This is a genomic window from Roseofilum reptotaenium CS-1145 (genome assembly GCF_028330985.1).
GTDB lineage: Bacteria > Cyanobacteriota > Cyanobacteriia > Cyanobacteriales > Desertifilaceae > Roseofilum > Roseofilum reptotaenium.
Genome location: NZ_JAQMUE010000080.1, coordinates 83880 through 103854 on the forward strand (window position 1 = coordinate 83880; position 19975 = coordinate 103854).

Genomic DNA, 19975 nt, shown 5'->3' on the forward strand with positions numbered 1-19975 from the left:
GCTTGTATGGCTTAGGTTCTAAGGCTTAAAGCTGTACCTCATAGAAGAGAGAAACGCTATAATGCTCCAGATTCTAGGAAATCTCTGCTTTTCTCAATGGCTGAAATAACAATATTTTCTAAGTGACTCGACAGCGCAAAGCGCCATAACGTCTTGAGAGTGGAGGAGAGAGAAAACCCTCTCTCCTCGTAGGGGGGAAATCAACCCGTGTTTCGCATTCCCGCAGCAATACCGTTAATGGTGAGTAGAGCGCCTCGCAGTAATTCGCCCTTACTATAGCGAGAAATCACGCCCGATGAACCACCGGTATTATGTTGACGTAGGCGGCTTAAGAGGGAGACTTGTAACATGCCTAATGGAATGATGGTACGATTGCGTAACTGAACCGATCGCTGAAGCATGGGGTCTCCATCCAAAAGTCTCTCATGATTCGTAATAGCTAGAATCACTTCACGAGTGCGATAGAACTCCTCTTTGATTTGGTCAAACACCAGTTCGAGTCTCCCTAACTCCTCCTGGGGACAAAGTTTTTCCAGGTAGTGCCTGGAAATATGCAAATCTACCTTAGAAAGGGTCATTTCTACTTTCGAGACCACCATCTTGAAGAACGGCCACTTAGCATAGAAATATTGCAGCAGTTTCAGATGTTGTTGGGGTTCTTGATCGATAAATTCCTGTAGAGCTGTCCCTACTCCATACCAACTCGGCAGTAAATACCGAGCCTGAGTCCAGCTAAACACCCAAGGAATGGCTCGCAGTCCCGAAAGACCCTTCTTTTTACCTCCACGACGAGCAGGACGGGAGCTAATTTGCAGTTGACTAATTTCCTGGATGGGGGTGGCGTAGTGGAAGAAGTCGAGAAAATCGGGTTGTTCGTAGATCAGAGAACGATAGTGCGATCGCGCCTTAATCGCCAATTCTTCCATAATCTCATTCCAGGGGTCAATATCATCAAACCCACTGCCGAGGACTCCCGCTTGCACCACTGCGGAGGTAATCGTTTCCAGGTTATACAGGGCCAACTCCGGTAAAGAATATTTAGAGGCTAACACCTCTCCCTGTTCGGTTATTTTAATCCGTCCATTAATACTACGGCTCGGTTGGGCTAAAATCGCTTCATAGGCTGGCCCGCCCCCTCGACCGACAGAACCCCCGCGACCATGGAAAATCCGTAATTCTACTCCAAATGGAGTGCCGACTTGCTCTAGTGCTTTCTGGGCCTTATGAATTTCCCAGTTACTACTTAAGAAACCCGAATCTTTATTGCTATCGGAATAACCAAGCATGATTTCTTGTAATGCTGGTTTTTGCTCTTTTAAGGCTTCATATCCACCAGAAATGGAAGCTCGATAGGGGAGTAATTCAAACAGTGCTTGCATCACTATTGGCGCTCGTTTGAGGTCTTCGACGGTCTCAAAGAGGGGAACTACTTGTATCGTACTCACACCAGTGGCTGGATCATAAAGTCCGGCTTCTTTGGCTAACAGCAGTACTTCGAGAATATCGCTGACATCATTGCTCATGCTGATGATGTAAGTTTGACAGATTTCCCGGCCAAATTCCTGTTGCAGTTGACGCACCATGCGTAGGGTTTCGATGGTTTCACAGGTTATTTCCGAAAACGGTAATTCTCCTGGAATCAAGGGTCGCAAGGTTTGCAGCTCTGTCGCTAACCATTCAACCCGTTCTTCTTCGCTCAGGTCGTCATAGGATTGGGGTAGAATCCGCAAGTATTGGATAATTTCGTTAATGGCGCTGCTATGGCGAGAACTTTCTTGACGGATGTCTAAATGGGCAAGTTTAAACCCGTAAATTTCGACTTGGCAAATGAGATCTTCAAGTTCCCGACAATAAAAACCGGTTTCGGTTAGGGAGCGATGAATCAGTTGCAGTTCTTTCAGGAAGTCTTCACTCGAGGAATAACTGTGCGTGGTAAGGTTACTTTCGGGAAACTTGGGTCTACCGTCTTGGCCAATTAGGGGCCGATGGGTGACTTGAATTTCGGATTGCAAGTTGCGATCGCGGGTTTCTTCTAATCGTTTTAGAATATACGACAACTTTAGACGATAGGGTTCCTGACGATAGCGAATTGACAGTTGCTCATAAACTACGGGAAGCTGTTGCTGGTCTTGCTCTAACGATTCTAATAGCTCAGGTAGCACATCGCTCCAGTGCAAGGATAGACTCAGGATATCCGTTAAGTATTTAATCGAAGTAATATACTTTTCTAACACCAGGTTTCGTTGATAGCAAGCGGTTTGCCACGTCACTGAAGGGGTGACAGATGGGTTGCCATCTCGATCCGATCCGACCCAAGACCCGAAGGTACAAAATTTATATTGAGGAGGAGTTAAGTTGGGGAATGTGCCCTTGAGAGCCTGCTTAAACCTCTGATAGAGTTTGGGAATGGCATCAAACAGAACTTCCCCAAAGTAGTGGAGAGTATAATCAACTTCATCTAAGACCCGAGGCTTAAATTGATGCAATTCATCGGTACGCCACCAGAGGCGAATTTCTTGGCGTAGTTGTTCCGTTTTTTCATTAATTTTGTTGGCTACAGCCGAGGGAATAGAGGCAGAATTGCCCTTAGTCGCCACTAATCCTTCTTCCCATTGATCCAGTTGTTGCAGCAATTTCGCAATCCGCCGTTGCTTATCCCGAATGGTATGGCGAACAATTTCCGTTGGGTGAGCGGTAAAGACTAAGCGCACATCGAGTTGATTAATCAACGTTTGAATCTGTCCGGGGGGCACATTCAGTTCTTTTAGTTTGGGAAATAGAGAATGAAATGTACCTAAGTCACGACGGATTTTACTGAGATTGCCACTCCAAGGTTTGGGTTGAAAATGTTCTGGAGGCGAAAGTTCTTCTGGTTCACTTGAGTCTAAAGAAGGGTTAGCGGATGTAGGGGAATCCCAATATTGCTGTTGTTGGCCCCTTTGCTCATAATGCTGTTCAACGATATTAATAAGTTGGAAATAGAGGGCAAACGCCCGAGTTGCCCGGATGGAGGCGTTCAAATCTAAGTTTTCAATTAAGGCTTGGGTTTGGGTGTTGACCACATTAGGGGCTTGACCTTCTGGGGAGCAGAGGGTACGCATTTCCCTGATTAAGGTGATTAGCTCACTGCCACATTCTTGTTGGAGTACCGACTCCCACAACTGTTCGACTAATTTCAGACGCTGACGCAACAGCAACTCAGAGGTTAGAGTCGCCACGACTTCATTGGAGGAGGAGGGCGAACTATTAGCGGATAGGTTACTCAAGCTAGGGTTTGAGGGGTGAAGTGTTGAACTCATCGAATTCTGATCCAGCTAGTGATACTCAACCATTCTAGGGGGTGAAGGTTGCTTTGACGGGAGTGATGATTGATCGGTGAATCGATCAATCGACTTCTTGCAGAAGTCAGGCAAGAGACAATAGTCATAGAAGAATCTTATGATTACTGCATTACTATTTCGTTTTCTGCCCACTGATGCAAGAGGTCTCAATATTTCGCGGGCGGTTGGTCTGCTTTTGATTGTCAAGGGGAGATGGAGAACAAACTGTCCATAATGAACAGTTTTCCCGACAAGAGTGGTTTAGATTTCTAGGTTTCTCGATTCGATTCGGATGAGGTATGCGGAGGCTCAGTGAGTAAGGGTAGGCGATCGCCGCGAAAAATCTCTTCTGAGTCTCGACCAACTTGCTGCCAGAATTGACTCACATTCTTTAAGGCTAAGAGGCCAACGACCACAGGTAGGGTCGATAAACTTAAGAGGATAGAGATCCCTCCACTAGAAACGGTAGGGGAAGACTCTCGATCAGATTCAAGGGAGTTAGAAGGTTGCATATTTTTTTTGTAAAGCGATATAAAGTGTCTAGGGAGCAAGCCCAATCCCATGAATTGGATTATGGGGTTTGATCGCCCAACTCATGCCGTTCCAATGGCATCCAATTCGCTCAGTCTATCCTGAAAAAGTGGCTTTATCAAAGCATAATCCCCTATTCCATCCCATTGTGTAATACCATGCATGGAGACTGGTTTGATAGCAACCGCTAAAGCCGTTAGGACAGGTTTGAATCCTGAAACCTAGCTCCCATAATCTGTTGCCTATTGCTAGAGTGCCTATTCCCTACTCCCTAGCGTTCAACGCTATAACGCTTCCCACTCCCCCTTGATGTCATCTTCCCTATGCCGCCCATGAATTCTACTCACACAATCGGGACTTGGACAAGTTTATCCCAATGGGCCCAAGATCGGATTGGGCCAGAGGTGGGAAAAGTGAAAGTCCGAGTACGGGGTAATATTCTCCATATTCTTTGTGAAAGCGCTCCCCATTCTCCTTCGCAAGATTGGGTGGAATCAAGTTTAATTGAAGGACTATCCGAGATTTCCCTAGATCGTTTACTGCCAGAGGATCAACCGCCAATTTACCAAATCTGGATTTATGGTCGGGTGAGTGGGCCGAATTATCCAGAGTGGACGAAACAAATTGATTTGAATAAGCTGGAGATCGCCTCTGTTCCCAATCCGAGCGATTATGGCGATCGCCCGCCAGAAAACGCCCCTCCCCCCCGAGGAGAACGGCCTACCCCAACACCAGAAAACGGACGTTCAGTAGCGGCGGCAGCGGTTGCTGACCCCATTGAGACTAGCTCTGGAATGGGGATGGTGGTCTCGAATCGTAATTTAGCGGCTGAGGGTAATCCCCATGCGATCGCCCGTTACCTCAGTGAAAGCCTCAGTCCTCTGGGGATTGGAGTCAAGGTTAAGGTGAAAACCCTGAAGCGCTACAATCAACTGGATACTCCCTTTAAACGGCTCCATGTGGGTATCTATAGCAACTATAGTCCCGATTCCAGCTTACTGGGGCCGAAAATTGCCGGGCAATTGCGGGAATTAGAGCTATCCGGATTTCGGGATGCGGCGATCGCCTGTCAAGTTCATGGCGAACCTTCCCCAGATTGGGTGTTGCTGGTCGATCTGACTCCCCGCTCGGTGATGCTCCGTCAATGGGCACGATGGGGAGATGTCCCTGCAATTAATCGCCTGATTGACCAAATTTTAGCCCCAGAAACCCAACTACATATCTCCGCTATTCTCAAAGAATCGACCCTACACCTATTTTGTCGGGGGACAATAATTCCCCAGCAAGACCTGGTCATCCAAAAGATTCAAAGTTTACTCAAGGCGATCGCTCCCCAAGGTATTCATGCCGCCACAATCTATGGTCACCTGAATAATAAATCGACCCCGGCTTGGGTAGATTGGCTGGATCTGCCCGCCAAAAGTGACCAGGATTTGCATCCCTCCACCCTAGAATTAGCCCAAAAGGGTTATCAAGTCGCCCTACAATTTCTGCTGAATCGACTGCTCAACCCGGAAATTGAGCAACAACTCAGCACTGGAGGAATTCGGATTCAAATTCTGCTCAAGCAAGACCTCTTGCATGTGATGAGTGATGCTCCGGTTTGCCCCAATCAACGGCAAGTCGCTCCCCTAGTGGCGAAATTCTTGCGTCAACTGAAAATTCCGGGGATTGCTGGCGTGCGGGTTTATGGACGTAGAGCGGGTCAAAAACTGCCCCGTTGGAACTATGGGGTTGACTTTAAGTCCAGAAAACGCTTGGTTCCGGAAGCGCCCCCAGAATTCGCCGCCAGTAGTGCCTATGTAGGCGATCTAATTGCCCTCGATCGCGCTCCCCATCGCTGGGAAGATTCTCCCTCCTCGGTGAATTCAGATCCTCACCCTTCTTCAGTAGCTGCCCAGGAAACGGAGGATCGATCCGCTTCACCCCAGCAGACAGCTCCAGCTTCTCCCCCTCAACCTTCGATTGCCCCGAAGAAGCGTCCGAAAATCTCCTTAGTACAACGCTGTCAACAAGCGTTAGTCAGAAGTGGACTTTTGGCTCCTGATGCCCAACCTGCCCCCATTGAAGGTACGCTTTCCCCCTATTCCCCCACTCCCTATTCCCCACTGCCAACTCCCCAAGCGAATCCGAGTTGGAGGGATCGCCTGACTCCTCAACTGATGATTGCCCTGGTTTGGTCAGCTCTGGGACTATTGCTAACGTTGGAAATTGATTGGTTATTGGGGTATAAATTAACCCAATTAGCGACTCCAAATCTCTCCAGTGCGGCGATCGCCCCAGGCTATTTGAATTTAGGTACAGATCCAGCCAATGCCAGTGATGAGAGTGTGTTGGGGAATCAGGAGGCGACATCAGAGGAGTGTGCAGATAGTTCCTGTTTAAGTCCCCCGTCTCCCTATCCCACGTTTAATAATCAACTGATTGATGAGCATTTGGGGCGATATCATGCCTTGATGTTAGAATCCGGTGCACCCGATGTGATGATTATTGGCTCATCCCGTGCCCTACGAGGGATCGATCCGCAGCAACTGCGAGAGGATTTGGCCGATCGAGGCTATACGGATGTGAGTATTTATAATTTTGGTATCAATGGGGCAACCGCTAAGGTGGTGGATTGGGTGATTCGGGAATTGTTGACTCCCGAACAGTTGCCGAAAGTGATTATTTGGGCCGATGGTACCAGGGCATTTAATAGCGGACGGGAGGATCTAACCTATGAGGCGATCGCTGCTTCTGAAGGCTATCAGCAGTTGCAAGCGCAAACCCTAAACCGGCCGGAGTATGGTACACCTTGGTCTGGAAATTCATCACCTCAGACCTCTGAGGATAACGAGCCGGGGTTAGAGCGCTTTTCTATTACCCAGAGCTACGAACAAGCGAATGATTGGCTAGAAGCCGGTTTGGGGTCGTTGTCTGCGGTGTATGCCCAGCGCGATCGCCTCCATAACCAAATTCAGACAACCCTTTCTCAGATTTTACCGGAAGATAGCTCACATCTGACCCGGGTAGAAGACCCGGAAATGCTACAACCGGCAATTCTTAATCCGGATGGGTTTCTGCCTTTCAAAATTGAGTTCGATCCCAATACCTACTATGAGAATCATCCTCAAGTCTCTGGGGCTTACGATCGCGATTATGAGTTCTTTAGTTTAGAAGGCGAACAGGATGAAGCTCTTAGAAATACGATGGCTTATACCCAAGACATGGGCGTGAGTTTGATGTTCGTCAATATGCCCTTAACAGATGTGTATTTAGATCCAGCCCGCACAGCCTTTGAATCCCAGTTTCAGGACTATCTTCGCACCCAACAAGCCTTGGGTTTACAGGTTCAGGATTGGATCTTGCTCTGGTTGGGGGGAGAATACGGTTATTTTTCCGATCCCAGTCATCTGAATCGTTATGGTGCTGAGGCGATCTCCACGGAACTCGCCCAAACTCCTGATATTGACTGGACGAAACAATTAAAAATTAAAAATTAATAACTAAAAATGATTCTACACCCATTTCCCTATTGCCTAGCGCGAAGCGCTATATAACCGATGAGCTTCACGTCCCTTCTCTATGGTGTATTTTTATTCAGCGTCTGCATCCTCTATTGGTCAAGTCAATCCGGGAAAACGCGGTTTTTGTTACTGGCGATCGCCTCATTAATCTTTTACGCCTCTTGGCAACCCCAATATCTGCCCCTACTTTTAGCCATGACTTGGGTTAATTACAGTTTAGCCAAAGTCCTAGTTCCCGATTCCGTCCAAGGTTCCCACGGTCAAGATTGGCAGTTATCTAACCAAGAATGGCAGTTCGCCCAAGCGGGTTGGAATCAGCGGCGCTTTTTTATTCTCGTCGTTGGAATCATCTTAAATGTCTTTCTGTTATTCGGCTTTAAGTACATTCCCTTTGTCCTCGGTTCCGTCGGCCAGATCTGGCAAATCCCCACTGCTACGGCTTCTGCCGACTGGGTGAGCGACAATGTGATCGCACCCCTGGGGCTGAGTTTCTTCTGTTTTGAGGCGATCGCCTATTTAGTTGATGTCTATCGTGGGGCACCTGCTGCTAAAAGTTTTACCAAATTTGCTGCGTATAAACTCTTTTTTCCCAAGCTAATTTCCGGCCCCATTACCCTGTATCAGCAACTCACCACCCAACTGAGAACGCCTCAATTTCCATCTATCGAAATGTTCACAGAAGGGTTATGGCTAATTGCATTAGGAGCCACGAAAAAAGCCCTGGTTGCTGACCGTTTGGGCATGATTGTAGACCTCAGTTTTACCCACCTCGTCCGCGCCGGAAGTTGGGATTTATGGTTAGCCACCCTTGCCTATGGACTCCAACTCTTTTTAGATTTTAGTGGCTATGTCGATATTGTGCGAGGCAGTGCCATTCTACTCGGCTTAACTTTACCAGAAAACTTTGAAGACCCCTATTTTACGACCAGCATTGCCGACTTCTGGCGACGTTGGCACATGACCCTAGGAAATTGGCTGAGAAACTATCTTTATTTTCCTTTGGGAGGCTCCCGTTTAGGATTATTCAGAACGTGTTTCAATCTGCTGATTGTCATGTTTATTGCTGGAATTTGGCATGGTGCAGCTTGGGGCTTTATTGTTTGGGGTGTTTATCATGGATTAGCCTTAGTTATCCATCGTTTAATGGATAGTTTATCCAAGCAAAGTCATGCCTTAAAAGCATTTTGGCAAAGTTTACTGGGCACACTATTGGCTTGGGTAATAACCCAATTCATGGTATTTACTGCCTGGATATTTTTCCGTCTCCCCAACTTAAAAGACTCTTGGTTTGCCATTTCTCATTTATTTGGCAAACAGGCTGACCCCCAATTTACCCAGAAAATTTATCTCGATACTCTGGGTATCGATCGCCTACAATTCACCTGGATATTATGCGCTCTAGTCAGCCTTATGACGCTTCTCTTTTTATTGCAGCGACGCTTGAATTTACAGCTCAATTGGCCCATCAAGTTAGTCTTAATTCCTGTCAGTTTATATTTGGTGTGGTTACTCGCTCCCCAAGGGGCACTACCCTATATTTATTTTGATTTCTAAACAGCGTTTAAGTTGATTTTAGCGATCGGATTCATTATTCTAAAACGACAGTGCAATCGCTTATCTTTTTGAAAAGCTCTAGATCTACTTACCTAATCTCTTTTTATATCCTTCTAAAAATAATTTCCTATACTTTCCAGTGAAACCCATTAAATTGACAGCACAAACTTCATCAGAACTGTTCAGTTCTAATGCCAGATCTTCTGACATCAATATCTGATGACAGATCGGTTCATTAAAGAGTTCAATACGAAGCTCTTCTGATCCTACTTGAATCTGGGGTTTTCCTGGAAAGTCAACAAACTTTTCAGCTCTGGGAAATGGTAACAGTTCAGCCATTGGGTGGACATCTTTATATTCTTTTGTCCAAATATTAGTATCTATTTTGACAGCCCCAATCCTCGTGGAAATGGAGTGAGTTTTATGATTTTCATTTTTTCTTTCCAAAGTTCCATTGTAGACGATAAGTTCAATCATTTCAATTAGACCGCTATAACGGTTTATATCAAAGTTGATAATATTTTTACCTGCTGGATCGTCTAATCTCCAATATAACTTCCCAAAAGATTCATTCAGATTAGGGTAACCAACTATAATATGTAATGAAAGATGAGGTTCAACCCACCATTCTACTTCAACCTCTTCAGCAATAGTCTCTTGGATAAGTAACTTCTTTTTGATTATTGTCATCGCTCAAAATCCTGAAAAATCACACCAAATATATTAAGTGTTGATATAATATTGTACTCGGGTTGTATGATAGCCGGATATAATTTGCTTCTATAGCAGAGAAAGAGTTCGTGAGGACATGGTTCAAGAGTGAAACCTAGCTACCATCACCTATTCCCTATTCCCTATTCCCTAGCGCGTAGCGCTATAAACTTCTATCGGGTGTGGATTATCCGAGTATTTCTTCCACTGTAAACGAAGTATCTGGAAACGATTGAAGCGCAATTTCTCCTGCTTCTAACCGTTGCACTTGCTGATAACCTTCCGGGGTGGGTTGTCGATACACTTCTAAACACTGTTCGGGAATATTAACGAGCCAAACTTCCGGTATTTGCGCTTGTGCATAAAGGGGAATTTTGATTTGTTTATCCCCTCGAAGCGTTGAATCCGCCACTTCTACCAGTAAAAATATATCCTCCGGTTGCGGATGTCCATCCCGATACAAACCAGGACGGCGATGCAACAGGCATAAATCGGGTTGAGGTTCAGAGGTATCATCTAACTGTACCGGATTTTGTCCTCTCAACCTGACTCTTCCCCATAATTTCGATAGGAATAATTCAGTTAGGCGATCCACGTAAAAGGAATGAATTGGGCCAATAGGTGACATTTTGATAATTTCTCCTCGAATTAATTCCGTGCGATCGCCCGCAGACAGAATCCCAGCCATACCCATCATATGGTACTCTTCGACTGTAAATAACCGCTTCAGTAACAGTGACATCGCTTCCTCCTAAACCTATATGAGGTGTAGATTATCTAAAGATTTCCTCAATTCTAAACCGGATATCTGGCAACAACTGAACCGCAATTTCTCCTGCTTCCAACCGTTGCACTTGCTGATAACCTTCTGGGGTGGGTTGTCGATACACTTCTAAACACCGTTCGGGAATATTAACGAGCCAAACTTCCGGTATTTGCGCTTGTGCATAAAGGGGAATTTTGATTTGTTTATCCCCTCGAAGCGTTGAATCCGCCACTTCTACCAGTAAAAATATATCCTCCGGTTGCGGATGTCCTTCCTCATAAAAATCATCACGGGGACGCAGCAGGCATAGATCCGGTTCGGGTTCAGAGGTATTATCTAACAGTATCGGACTTTGGACTCTTACCCATGCCTGTTCACCGAATTGGGAAAGCAATAGTCTATTCAATATTCTATTGAGGCGATCCACGTAAGCTGCATGAACTGGACCCATTGGTGACATTTGAACAATTTCTCCTCGAATTAGTTCTGTGCGATCGCCCGCAGACAGAATCCCAGCCGTACCCATCTTATGGTACTCTTCGACTGTAAATAACCGCTTCAGCAACAGTGACATCGCTTCCTCCTCTGCTTCTAACCCTAAACCCATCGAACCATCTGCACCCGATAGCGCTCTTTTTTCGTCATTGCTACATCCTTGACTTCCAAGCGTCCTTTGCCGCGAATGGCGATTAAATCTCCCGGTTTTACCGTATGACTGGCTTGGGTAACCTCTTTCCAGTTCACCCGCACATCCTTCGTTTCAATCATCTGCACCATTTTACTACGGGAGACACGAAACCCAGCCGAGGCGATCGCATCCAAACGCATCGAAGCTTCCACCGTCGTCATCTCTTGGCGCTTCGGTTCTCTCACTTTTAACTCCCCAATATCAATCGCTTGGGTTTTCACCGGAACCGAGCGCACCTGAGTTAAATTCATCTCTAGAAATTCCACCAATTCCGGAACCACAATAACTTGCGCTCCCCGCTCTCCCAAAACGATCGCATCACCCGTTTTTTCCCGCACAATTCCCGTACCCAACATCGACCCTAAAAAGTCCCGATGAGTCGCCGTGTCAAACAGAAAATTACCCGCAATTTCCAATACCGCAATCTCCACATTTTCTGGCTCTAGGGGCACTTCTTCCCGTGCAATACCTAACCGTTTGCGTTCTGCTTGCGGATATCCTCCCCAAGCCACTAAATGAACTTCCGTCAATCCCTTAAACACCGTTTCGCATTCGGCTAAAATCGCAGGCGATAAAAAGTCCGTGGTGATCACTTCCCAAGTTTTGATCGCTCGTTCTGCCCGATCCAAAATTTGGGCCATTTCTTCTCGATTTTCAACGCCTTTGAGCAAATCGGCTTTAGGTAGCATAACGGGAATTGAGTTTAATATTTTAAGTTCGGGAGCGGTTTGCGCCAGGTTCCCAGATTCAGACCCAGAAACTGGTGAATTTGGTTAACTGTTTGCATTTGTTCCTGGGAATTGGGCTGAATTCCCAAATTTAAGGGAAACGATTGCCCATTATTTAAGATTAACATAATTTGGTATCTTTGGGCAGATCTTGCGGACCAACCCAGGGGTTCCAATTGAATATCCCAGATCTCAGCTAAGGAATATTCCTGGATCTCCGTTCCCAAAATTCCTTTAGAAACAATCGTCAGGCGATCGCGGGTTTTACTAAAGTCGTAGACTTGTGTTTTGCCGTTGGTTAATAACAGACTCACTCCGGCAATCATCATCGTCAAATAGAAGAGGGGAAGTGCCCAAATATAGAGTATCCAGGAAGCCATAAAACTGGCAAGTGCCATAAAAACCGGAAATCCAAAGATTAGCCCCAGAATCATCATCCAAAGTTTGTATGGATGGTAGCGAAATTTGAGTTCAGTTGCTGTGTTTTCTAACATAACCATGATGTTCACCAAATTTGATGTGGGATTCAGAAGCCGGGTTGCTTCAACAAACCCAGCTTCTAAGAGGATTACGAATTGCTATATGTGGACTGAAGGGAAGGGTTAACTGATGCGTTGTTCACCGGTATCGGTTTGAGTGCTTGATGACGTAACTGATCTCCAATTTGGAATTGTCGCAGTTGTACTCTGGTGATTTTAACTCCCCAAGGTTCTGTCGCCACATCTAATTTTTGCACCAGAGTTTCATTGAGTTCATTTCGTACTGTAAACAGATCGTTCAATTCAATAGTTGCCAGTTCAGTGCGAATGTTGATCTCGATTAGATCGATTATCGCTTGACGCAAATTCTGGACTTTATAGCAGGATTTTTCCAGATCGAGAATTTGCCAATAGACCACCATATCGAGGGTGACGCTAATACGATCGCTGGTCAAGCAGACCAAAGGCTTCGTGTCTAAAGGTTGTTCGCGCAGGGTTTCTTTATAAGCAACTTGTTCAAAAACAGGAACCAAGAATGTCAGTCCAGGTTCTAGTTTTTTGCCATTATATTTACCCAAGTGTTCAACCAAGGCTTGATCGCCCTGTTTGACTACTTTCAGACTCGCGGCGATAGAGGTTCCACTTAAAGCAAAGAACAAGAACAAGAACCATTGATATAAGAAAACTTCAATCATGATTAAATTCCTAAACAAAGTTGACGGGACAAGCAATAGACTTAAGCATCCAAAAGGTGATTGGGGACAACAATTAAAGTGTTGCCTTCTCGACGGAGAACATAGACTTTCGTGTGGACAGGAATGGCTTGGCGACGGTTTTCACAAGAGGCAGACCAAGAATTGCCTTCAAAGCGTACTCGACCCATTTCTCCAGCCGGAATTTCCGTGAGGGTAATCGCTTCAGTCGTTTCAAATAAACTCGATGTTTTTTTCTGTCTAAATAGGGGTCTGATCCATAAGGTGCAAGCACCAGATAGAGACATCCAATAGAGAATTTGTAAGCTATGGGGAATGCGGTAAAAGACATTGCTGCGCCAGAGAAGAAAGGCGACAATCAAGGCGCAGATTCCCATAATTAAGGGCATAAATTTAAAGGCTTTAGGCACTGTTTTGGGTAATAACAGTTCGCTCGATCCAAGAATCACTCCAACAACGACCCAAATGATGGCAGGATGGAGTGGGGAAACGGTTTGAGTCGCTAATAGAATTTGAATGGTTAGCATGTTGACCTCCCCTTGTGGTTAGGGAGTTATCAGGCGATCGCCCCAAGATACGGCAATTCGTTACAAAACTTCATGATTCCTGCCCCGCCTATCTCCATTGACTCCTCACCTGTGCGTGGCACGATATCTTCAAATAGGATAGAGTATCTAAGGGATAAAACAGTTAAGACACAAATGGTATAGCCTATTTCCCATTCCCTATTCCCTATTCCCTATTCCCTTTTGCCCATGCTTCAGACTAACGTTACCCCCTTTGAGCGTAAACTTCAGGCTCCCCTCACCAAAGAGAAAATTACGGTATTACAAATTAATTTAGGTAAACGCTGCAACCTTGCCTGTACCCATTGCCACGTCGAAGCAGGGCCTAAACGCACGGAAGAACTCACTCCAAAAATCTGCAATCAACTGATTGAACTGATTGAAAGATTTCCCCAGATTAAAACGGTCGATCTCACGGGAGGAGCGCCAGAACTGAATTATGGCTTTCGCTCCCTGGTCGAAGCAGCGAGAAAAGCGGGTAAAGAAGTGATTGTGCGCTCGAATTTAACCATCTTTTTTGTCGAAGGTTATCAAGATTTACCCCAATACTTCGTAGATCATCAGGTGCGTGTAGTTGCCTCTTTACCCTGTTATCTGGAAGATAATGTGGATAAAATGCGTGGAAATGGAGTTTATCAAGATTCAATTCGCGCTCTACAACAGTTAAATCAACTCGGTTATGGTCGAGATCCACATCTCATTCTAGATTTGGTTTATAATCCGGCAATTCCGAATTCAGAGAAGTTTTCTTTAACGCCGGATCAACAGAACCTAGAGAGTGCCTATAAACAGTATTTACAGGAACATTTTCGGATCGAGTTTAATTCCTTACTGACGATTACGAACTTACCCATTGGGCGTACCAAGGTTCATCTTCAAAGGAGAAATATCTATGAACCGTATCTGAATTTCTTGGAAGATAATTTTAATCCTCAGACTATCTCTAGTCTGATGTGCAAACCAGAATTATCGGTGGATTATTTAGGGCAAATTTACGATTGTGATTTTAATCAAATGGAAGGTATTCCCGCACGGACTGCCACCGGAGAAACCTTAACCGTAGCCCAACTGTTAGACTGGGGAACTTTAGATGTAATTCAACAGGTGAGAACCGCTTCCTATTGTTACGGTTGTACAGCAGGAGCGGGTTCAAGTTGTGGGGGTTCTTTGGTTTAACGAGGTGGTATGGCGCTTCGCGCTAGGGAATAGGGAATAGGGAATAGGAAAAACCAGATTTTGCTCTTTACGGGTAGCTTAAATATCTGCGATCTCTGTTTCTAAGAGAGCATTTAACAGGACCTCTCAATCTCTCCATCTCCCCATCCTCTAGCGTAAAGGCTCTCCGTAGCGGTATGGTAATAAGAAGTTGTCCTCTTGCGATCGCGTGTTGCCCTCATGACTTCGACTGCTCCCAAGCACCATAAAGCTAAAGCCCTCAAACCCGGTAGCGTGCCTCCGGCGAAAGAACTCTGTAGTCAATGTGGGCTGTGCGATACTTACTATATTCACTACGTTAAGGAAGCCTGCGCCTTTATTAATCAGCAAATTCCGGGACTGGAAACGGAAAGTCATGGTAGAGCGCGTGATTTGGAGAATGAAAATGAACTCTATTTTGGCACTCACCAGCAGATGATGGCAGCTCGGAAACTAGAACCCATTGAGGGGGCGCAATGGACAGGAATTGTGAGTGCGATCGCCATTGAAATGTTGACTCAGGGCAAGGTAGAAGGGGTTGTATGCGTCCAAAACACCCCGGAGGATCGATTTCAACCGATGCCCGTGATTGCCCGTACTCCAGAGGAAATTCTCGCGGCACGGGTGAATAAGCCGACGCTTTCACCGAATTTGTCGATTTTGGAGCAGGTGGAACAGTCGAGGATGAAGCGTTTGTTGGCGATCGGCGTGGGCTGTCAAATTCAAGCCCTGCGAGCGGTTGAGAAGGAATTAGGGCTAGAGAAACTTTATGTGTTGGGAACCCCTTGTGTGGATAATGTGACTCGTGCTGGGTTGCAAAAGTTTTTGGAAACCACCAGCCGATCGCCAGAAACCGTCGTTCACTATGAGTTTATGCAGGATTTTCGGGTACATTTCAAACACGAGGATGGCTCTACGGAAACCGTACCCTTTTTCGGACTGAAGACAAATCAACTTAAGGATGTGTTCGCCCCCTCCTGTATGACCTGCTTTGACTATGTGAACTCCCTTGCCGATTTGGTTGTGGGCTATATGGGCGCACCCTTTGGTTGGCAGTGGATTGTAGTTCGCAATGATACAGGTCAGGAAATGCTGGATCTGGCCATGGAGCAAATCGAGACGCAGCCAGTGATGTCAAAAGGCGATCGCCGTCAAGCCGTGCAACAAAGCATTCCCGCCTACGATCAAGGCGTTACCCTGCCCATGTGGGCTGCCAAGTTAATGGGCGTAGTCATCGAAAAAATCGGCCCCAAAGGGTTAGAATACGCCCGCTTTTCCATCGATTCCCACTTTACCCGCAACTATCTGTATATGAAACGCAACTATCCCGAAAAATTAGAGCAGCACGTGCCAGAGTTTGCCAAGAAAATAGTCGGTCAGTATCAGTTGCCGGAAGATTAGTACGTTCTCGTTCTTTGAGGGTGGGAGGATTGGGTTAGTGGCCAATGATTTGTTTCTCACTCAATAATTAATGATCAGAATGGTAATCCTGGGACACTCGGAACAGAAACGGGAGGTGCAGGAACTGGAATACCTTGAGCCGTACAGGTAAAGCCTAAATCTCCAAATAATTGTAGGCAAATCGATCGCAAAGCCCCTTCTACCGTCACCGGCACAGTAAAGCCCTGAAACAGTTCCCCTGCAACAATTTGGGCAAATTCCTCCGGGGTAATGTCTTGGATTTGGCCTAAAACATTGCCTACGACGGGCAACTTTTGACCAGCGCTTAAAATTATAGGTTCAGCGGCTTCCAAAGCACCTTGGGGAGTTACCAACACTGTTCCTTCTAAAACCTTGATATTGCCATTATTTTCAGCATCAACTTCTAGGAGGTAGAGCGTTCCTTGGACATTGACTAAAAAACCGGCAATACAGCCATCGACAGGACCGCTGACCAGAAGTTGACCGTTTTTAACTTCCACACATTGACCGACGGTAACCGAAGAATTGCTGCCCAAACGACCAACAGCTCCATTATTAAACTCTAAACCAGCTCTAGCTTCTTGGGTGATCACCGCTTGACCAAAATCCGCTTGATCTTCGACTTTAGCGGGGTTTTCTTCGATGAACACTTCTTCGCTGTCTAAAATTTCGTTCACTTCGGCTTGGTTAATTTGGGCTAAAGTCGAGAGGGGAGAATAGAGCATTGCTCCACTCGCGAGTAGACTGCTGAGAACAATACGGGAAATTCTGGAGATAGAGTTCATAGTAAAATTATGAGTTTTTTTCATTTAGCCCCAACCCATTTTAGGCTGAGGATCGTTAGTGCCATCGTCGGGATAGTTTGGGGGGTTGGGGGCGAAATGGTTTTCGTCCCTACTCTGTTTGCTTCTCACGTGCCTCATGCAGAACCCCTAGCCTGGGGAGTGGAAAGTTCCCCAGAGGCAATGGAGATATTCCGAGAGGGAATGAAACACTATAGCCAAGGAACAGCTAAAGGACTGCGGGAGGCGCTAAAGTCTTGGGAAGTGGCACTCAAGGTTTCGCAAGAGACTGAAAATACGGCCCAGGAAATCATCATCCTCAATTGGATGGGGTTAGCCTATCGCGAGTTGGGGGAATTTGACCAAGCATTTTCCCTTTATAACCAGCTTTTACCGAGAACGGCTAGTCATCCCCAAACGGAAGCCAGCGTCCTGTTGTCTTTGGCACAGGTGCATACGAAGCTATCTAACTACCAAGAGGCGTTGGATTTGTATAATCAGGCGTTGGGAGTGTGGCGCAGTGTCAATTTTAGAACGGGAGAAGCGGCAACTTTAAATAATTTGGGCGTAGTGTATACGGAGTTGGGGGACTATAACCAGGCGCTTACCACCTATAACCGTGCTTTGGAGTTAGTGAAGGATCTGGGTAACCAAAAATCGATCGCCGCTACGTTAAATAATATAGGTGGCAGCTATAGTGACTTGGAGCGGTATTCCCAAGCCTTGGTTCATTATCAAGATGCCCTGAAACTGTGGGAAGATGAGGAGGATCGCCAGGGACAGGCGAGTACGTTGAATAATATTGGCTTTGTGTATGGGAAGCTGGATAAACCCGATAATGCTTTAGCGACTTATGTGAATGCTTTGCCGTTATGGGAAAAATTGGGCGATCGCGCCGGAAAAGCGAGTACCCTGAATAATCTGGGCTATGTTTATGCCCAACAGGGAAATTTAGAGTTAGCCCTAACCTACTATAATCAGGCTCTAGACTTACGGCGACAGGTGGGAGATCGCCCCAAAGAAGCGCTTACCCTCTATTCCATCGCCCAAGCGCAGCGCCAACAAGGGAAGCTTGAACTCGCCCAAACCACTATAGAAAGTGCTCTTACTCTGATTGAGGATCTCAGAACCCGTGTCAGTGTGCAAGACCTCAGAAGTACGTTTTTCGCCAGTAAGCAGGACTATTATGAGTTTTATATCGATCTGCTCATGGAGCGTCACCGTAATACCCCCGATCGCGGTTATGATACTCAGGCCCTAGAAGCTAAAGAACGAGCCAGTGGGCGATCGCTCCTAGACCTCCTCACAGAAGCTAAAGTTGACATCCGCACGGGTGTAAATCCGGATCTAGTCCAACAAGAACAAACCCTCAGTCAGCAACTAGCTGCCCTAGAAGAGCGCAAACTTAGGCTTTTGCGAGATAACTATCAAGCCGATCGAGCGGCCGAACTCGATCGAGAAATTGAAGATTTGCTACTGACCTACCGGGATGTTCAGGCTCGTATCCGCGCTACCAGTCCGAACTATGCTAACCTCACCCAACCCCAACCCCTGAGTGTGACTCAGATCCAACAGCAAGTTGTGGATCGGGACACCACTCTAGTGACCTATTCTCTGGGAAAAGAGCGCAGTTATGTGTGGGTAGTGACTTCTGATGGCTTGCATAGCGCCGAACTGCCCAGTAGAGATACGATCGAAAAAGCCGCCCAAGCGTTCCGAGAAGCCGTGATTTCCCCCAGGCTGAGAATTCGCCGAAGACGGGCAGAAGGGGCAGCTCATATCCTGAGTACGATGATTTTAGACCCGATCGCTGACCATCTGGAAGGGGAACGGTTAGCCATTATCAGTGATGGGGGCTTACAATACATTCCCTGGGCAGCGATCGCCGCTCCTGCTTCCGTGAATACCTATACCCCCCTGATTGTTGATTATGAACTGATCACCCTCCCCAGTGCTTCTAGTCTCGGCCAACTGAGGCAGGATATTGCCCAACGCCAAGCCGCTCCCAAGACTCTGGCAATCCTCGCCGATCCGGTGTTTAGTCCCCAAGACAACCGTCTTAATCCTGACATTCAACCACCAGAAAATTTTTTACCACCGGAATTAGAGCGATCGGCTAGAGAAGCGGGACTGATCTTCGATCGCCTCCCCTTTACCCAACAAGAAGCCGAAGAAATTCTCGCCCTATTGCCCAAAGGACAAACCATCCAAGGTTTTGGCTTCCAAGCGTCCAAGGCGATCGCGACAAGTCCCGACATCAGCCAATATCGTATCCTCCACTTTGCTACCCACGGACTGCTCAACAGCATTACGCCCGAACTCTCTGGCTTAGTTCTGTCCCTGCTCAACCCCCAAGGAGAAGCCATCAACGGCTTTCTCCGTCTCCACGATATCTATAACCTCAATCTTCGTGCTGAACTTGTGGTTCTCAGTGCCTGCGAAACTGGACTTGGAAAAGCCATTCGCGGTGAAGGATTAATTGGACTCACCAGAGGCTTTCTCTATGCTGGTGCAGCCCGGACAATTGTTAGTCTGTGGCAAGTTGATGACCGTGCTACCGCCCAATTAATGATCAATTTGTATCAAAATATGCTGCAAAAAAAACATTCGCCAGCGGCTGCCCTCCGAGCTGCCCAACTCGAACTTTGGAATAGTGAACCATACAAACTTCCCTATTTCTGGGCAGCATTTACACTTCAGGGAGAATGGCAACTTTCAGTATTACTTCCCAATTGATCTACAACCCTCTTCGGTCAATTTTCAAAAAAGGGGAATGAAATCCTGATTCTTTCGTTGGTGATAATGCTCCGCATCGCTTCGCGATCTCGGGCTGTAATGACAGAAATTTTCGCTTCACGGACATAAAATGTCAGAATTTCCCAGAGTGACAGAAGAGGAATACAGCACTGTGCTTGCGTTATAAAACACAAGCTTGAATCCTCTCTCTCCATGCACCACAACCCTATTCCCTTTTCCCTATTCCCTATTCCCCAGCGCAAAGCGCTGTATAAGCCC

The 19975-nt window shown here is 46.4% G+C and carries 15 protein-coding genes; 5 read left to right on the top strand and 10 right to left on the bottom strand.

What is annotated here, in order from left to right; translation table 11 throughout:
* Positions 1–200 precede the first annotated feature (200 nt).
* Positions 201–3299 carry a phosphoenolpyruvate carboxylase gene (ppc, locus tag PN466_RS16370; protein ID WP_271941054.1) on the bottom strand — a complete coding sequence of 1033 codons (3099 nt, stop codon included), beginning with the start codon at positions 3297–3299 and terminating at the stop codon, positions 201–203.
* A 290-nt stretch (positions 3300–3589) separates the two neighbouring features.
* The gene (locus PN466_RS16375; protein WP_271941056.1) at positions 3590–3832 is read right to left on the bottom strand and encodes a hypothetical protein; all 243 of its coding nucleotides are present in this window, start codon (positions 3830–3832) and stop codon (positions 3590–3592) included.
* 351 nt (positions 3833–4183) lie between these two features.
* Between PN466_RS16375 and PN466_RS16380 the strand changes: the two genes are divergently transcribed.
* Positions 4184–7333, top strand: a complete 3150-nt coding sequence (locus PN466_RS16380; protein WP_271941059.1) for a hypothetical protein — start codon at positions 4184–4186, stop codon at positions 7331–7333.
* 60 nt (positions 7334–7393) lie between these two features.
* Positions 7394–8911, top strand: coding sequence for an MBOAT family O-acyltransferase (locus tag PN466_RS16385; protein WP_271941061.1), 1518 nt, complete (start codon positions 7394–7396; stop codon positions 8909–8911).
* 84 nt (positions 8912–8995) lie between these two features.
* On the opposite strand, the gene PN466_RS16390 is transcribed toward PN466_RS16385, so the two are convergent.
* The 7 genes from PN466_RS16390 to PN466_RS16420 form a co-directional block, all read right to left on the bottom strand.
* A complete protein-coding gene (locus PN466_RS16390) occupies positions 8996–9601 on the bottom strand; it encodes a hypothetical protein (RefSeq protein WP_271941063.1) in 606 nt (201 codons plus the stop codon).
* Between the two features lie 208 nt (positions 9602–9809).
* The gene (locus tag PN466_RS16395) at positions 9810–10364 is read right to left on the bottom strand and encodes a Uma2 family endonuclease (RefSeq protein ID WP_271941065.1); all 555 of its coding nucleotides are present in this window, start codon (positions 10362–10364) and stop codon (positions 9810–9812) included.
* 31 nt (positions 10365–10395) lie between these two features.
* Positions 10396–10962, bottom strand: coding sequence for a Uma2 family endonuclease (locus PN466_RS16400; RefSeq protein ID WP_271941068.1), 567 nt, complete (start codon positions 10960–10962; stop codon positions 10396–10398).
* 23 nt (positions 10963–10985) lie between these two features.
* Positions 10986–11765 carry a photosystem II S4 domain protein gene (locus tag PN466_RS16405; protein WP_271941071.1) on the bottom strand — a complete coding sequence of 260 codons (780 nt, stop codon included), beginning with the start codon at positions 11763–11765 and terminating at the stop codon, positions 10986–10988.
* 14 nt (positions 11766–11779) lie between these two features.
* Positions 11780–12304, bottom strand: a complete 525-nt coding sequence (locus tag PN466_RS16410; RefSeq protein ID WP_271941074.1) for a hypothetical protein — start codon at positions 12302–12304, stop codon at positions 11780–11782.
* 68 nt (positions 12305–12372) lie between these two features.
* Positions 12373–12978, bottom strand: a complete 606-nt coding sequence (locus tag PN466_RS16415; RefSeq protein WP_271941077.1) for an SPFH domain-containing protein — start codon at positions 12976–12978, stop codon at positions 12373–12375.
* Between the two features lie 41 nt (positions 12979–13019).
* Positions 13020–13523: an NfeD family protein gene (locus PN466_RS16420; protein ID WP_271941079.1), complete on the bottom strand. Its 504-nt coding sequence runs from the start codon at positions 13521–13523 to the stop codon at positions 13020–13022.
* 228 nt (positions 13524–13751) lie between these two features.
* Between PN466_RS16420 and arsS the strand changes: the two genes are divergently transcribed.
* Both arsS and PN466_RS16430 read left to right on the top strand, forming a co-directional pair.
* The gene (arsS, locus tag PN466_RS16425; RefSeq protein WP_271941082.1) at positions 13752–14738 is read left to right on the top strand and encodes an arsenosugar biosynthesis radical SAM (seleno)protein ArsS; all 987 of its coding nucleotides are present in this window, start codon (positions 13752–13754) and stop codon (positions 14736–14738) included.
* A gap of 219 nt (positions 14739–14957) precedes the next feature.
* On the top strand, positions 14958–16157 hold the full coding sequence (locus tag PN466_RS16430) for a Coenzyme F420 hydrogenase/dehydrogenase, beta subunit C-terminal domain (protein ID WP_271941087.1): 1200 nt from the start codon (positions 14958–14960) through the stop codon (positions 16155–16157).
* 74 nt (positions 16158–16231) lie between these two features.
* Here the strand turns inward: PN466_RS16430 and PN466_RS16435 are convergent, their stop codons facing one another.
* Complete coding sequence (locus PN466_RS16435) at positions 16232–16963, bottom strand: hypothetical protein (protein ID WP_271941090.1); 732 nt, start codon at positions 16961–16963, stop codon at positions 16232–16234.
* A 96-nt stretch (positions 16964–17059) separates the two neighbouring features.
* On the opposite strand from PN466_RS16435, the gene PN466_RS16440 reads away from it, so the two are divergent.
* Positions 17060–19696: a CHAT domain-containing tetratricopeptide repeat protein gene (locus PN466_RS16440; RefSeq protein WP_271941092.1), complete on the top strand. Its 2637-nt coding sequence runs from the start codon at positions 17060–17062 to the stop codon at positions 19694–19696.
* Positions 19697–19975: the final 279 nt, after the last annotated feature.

Bases quoted from the DNA above. Each gene is read 5' to 3' on its own strand.
- ppc (WP_271941054.1), bottom strand. From the start codon at position 3,299: ATGAGTTCAACACTTCACCCCTCAAACCCTAGCTTGAGTAACCTATCC.
- PN466_RS16375 (WP_271941056.1), bottom strand. From the start codon at position 3,832: ATGCAACCTTCTAACTCCCTTGAATCTGATCGAGAGTCTTCCCCTACC.
- PN466_RS16380 (WP_271941059.1), top strand. From the start codon at position 4,184: ATGAATTCTACTCACACAATCGGGACTTGGACAAGTTTATCCCAATGG.
- PN466_RS16385 (WP_271941061.1), top strand. From the start codon at position 7,394: ATGAGCTTCACGTCCCTTCTCTATGGTGTATTTTTATTCAGCGTCTGC.
- PN466_RS16390 (WP_271941063.1), bottom strand. From the start codon at position 9,601: ATGACAATAATCAAAAAGAAGTTACTTATCCAAGAGACTATTGCTGAA.
- PN466_RS16395 (WP_271941065.1), bottom strand. From the start codon at position 10,364: ATGTCACTGTTACTGAAGCGGTTATTTACAGTCGAAGAGTACCATATG.
- PN466_RS16400 (WP_271941068.1), bottom strand. From the start codon at position 10,962: ATGTCACTGTTGCTGAAGCGGTTATTTACAGTCGAAGAGTACCATAAG.
- PN466_RS16405 (WP_271941071.1), bottom strand. From the start codon at position 11,765: ATGCTACCTAAAGCCGATTTGCTCAAAGGCGTTGAAAATCGAGAAGAA.
- PN466_RS16410 (WP_271941074.1), bottom strand. From the start codon at position 12,304: ATGGTTATGTTAGAAAACACAGCAACTGAACTCAAATTTCGCTACCAT.
- PN466_RS16415 (WP_271941077.1), bottom strand. From the start codon at position 12,978: ATGATTGAAGTTTTCTTATATCAATGGTTCTTGTTCTTGTTCTTTGCT.
- PN466_RS16420 (WP_271941079.1), bottom strand. From the start codon at position 13,523: ATGCTAACCATTCAAATTCTATTAGCGACTCAAACCGTTTCCCCACTC.
- arsS (WP_271941082.1), top strand. From the start codon at position 13,752: ATGCTTCAGACTAACGTTACCCCCTTTGAGCGTAAACTTCAGGCTCCC.
- PN466_RS16430 (WP_271941087.1), top strand. From the start codon at position 14,958: ATGACTTCGACTGCTCCCAAGCACCATAAAGCTAAAGCCCTCAAACCC.
- PN466_RS16435 (WP_271941090.1), bottom strand. From the start codon at position 16,963: ATGAACTCTATCTCCAGAATTTCCCGTATTGTTCTCAGCAGTCTACTC.
- PN466_RS16440 (WP_271941092.1), top strand. From the start codon at position 17,060: ATGGTTTTCGTCCCTACTCTGTTTGCTTCTCACGTGCCTCATGCAGAA.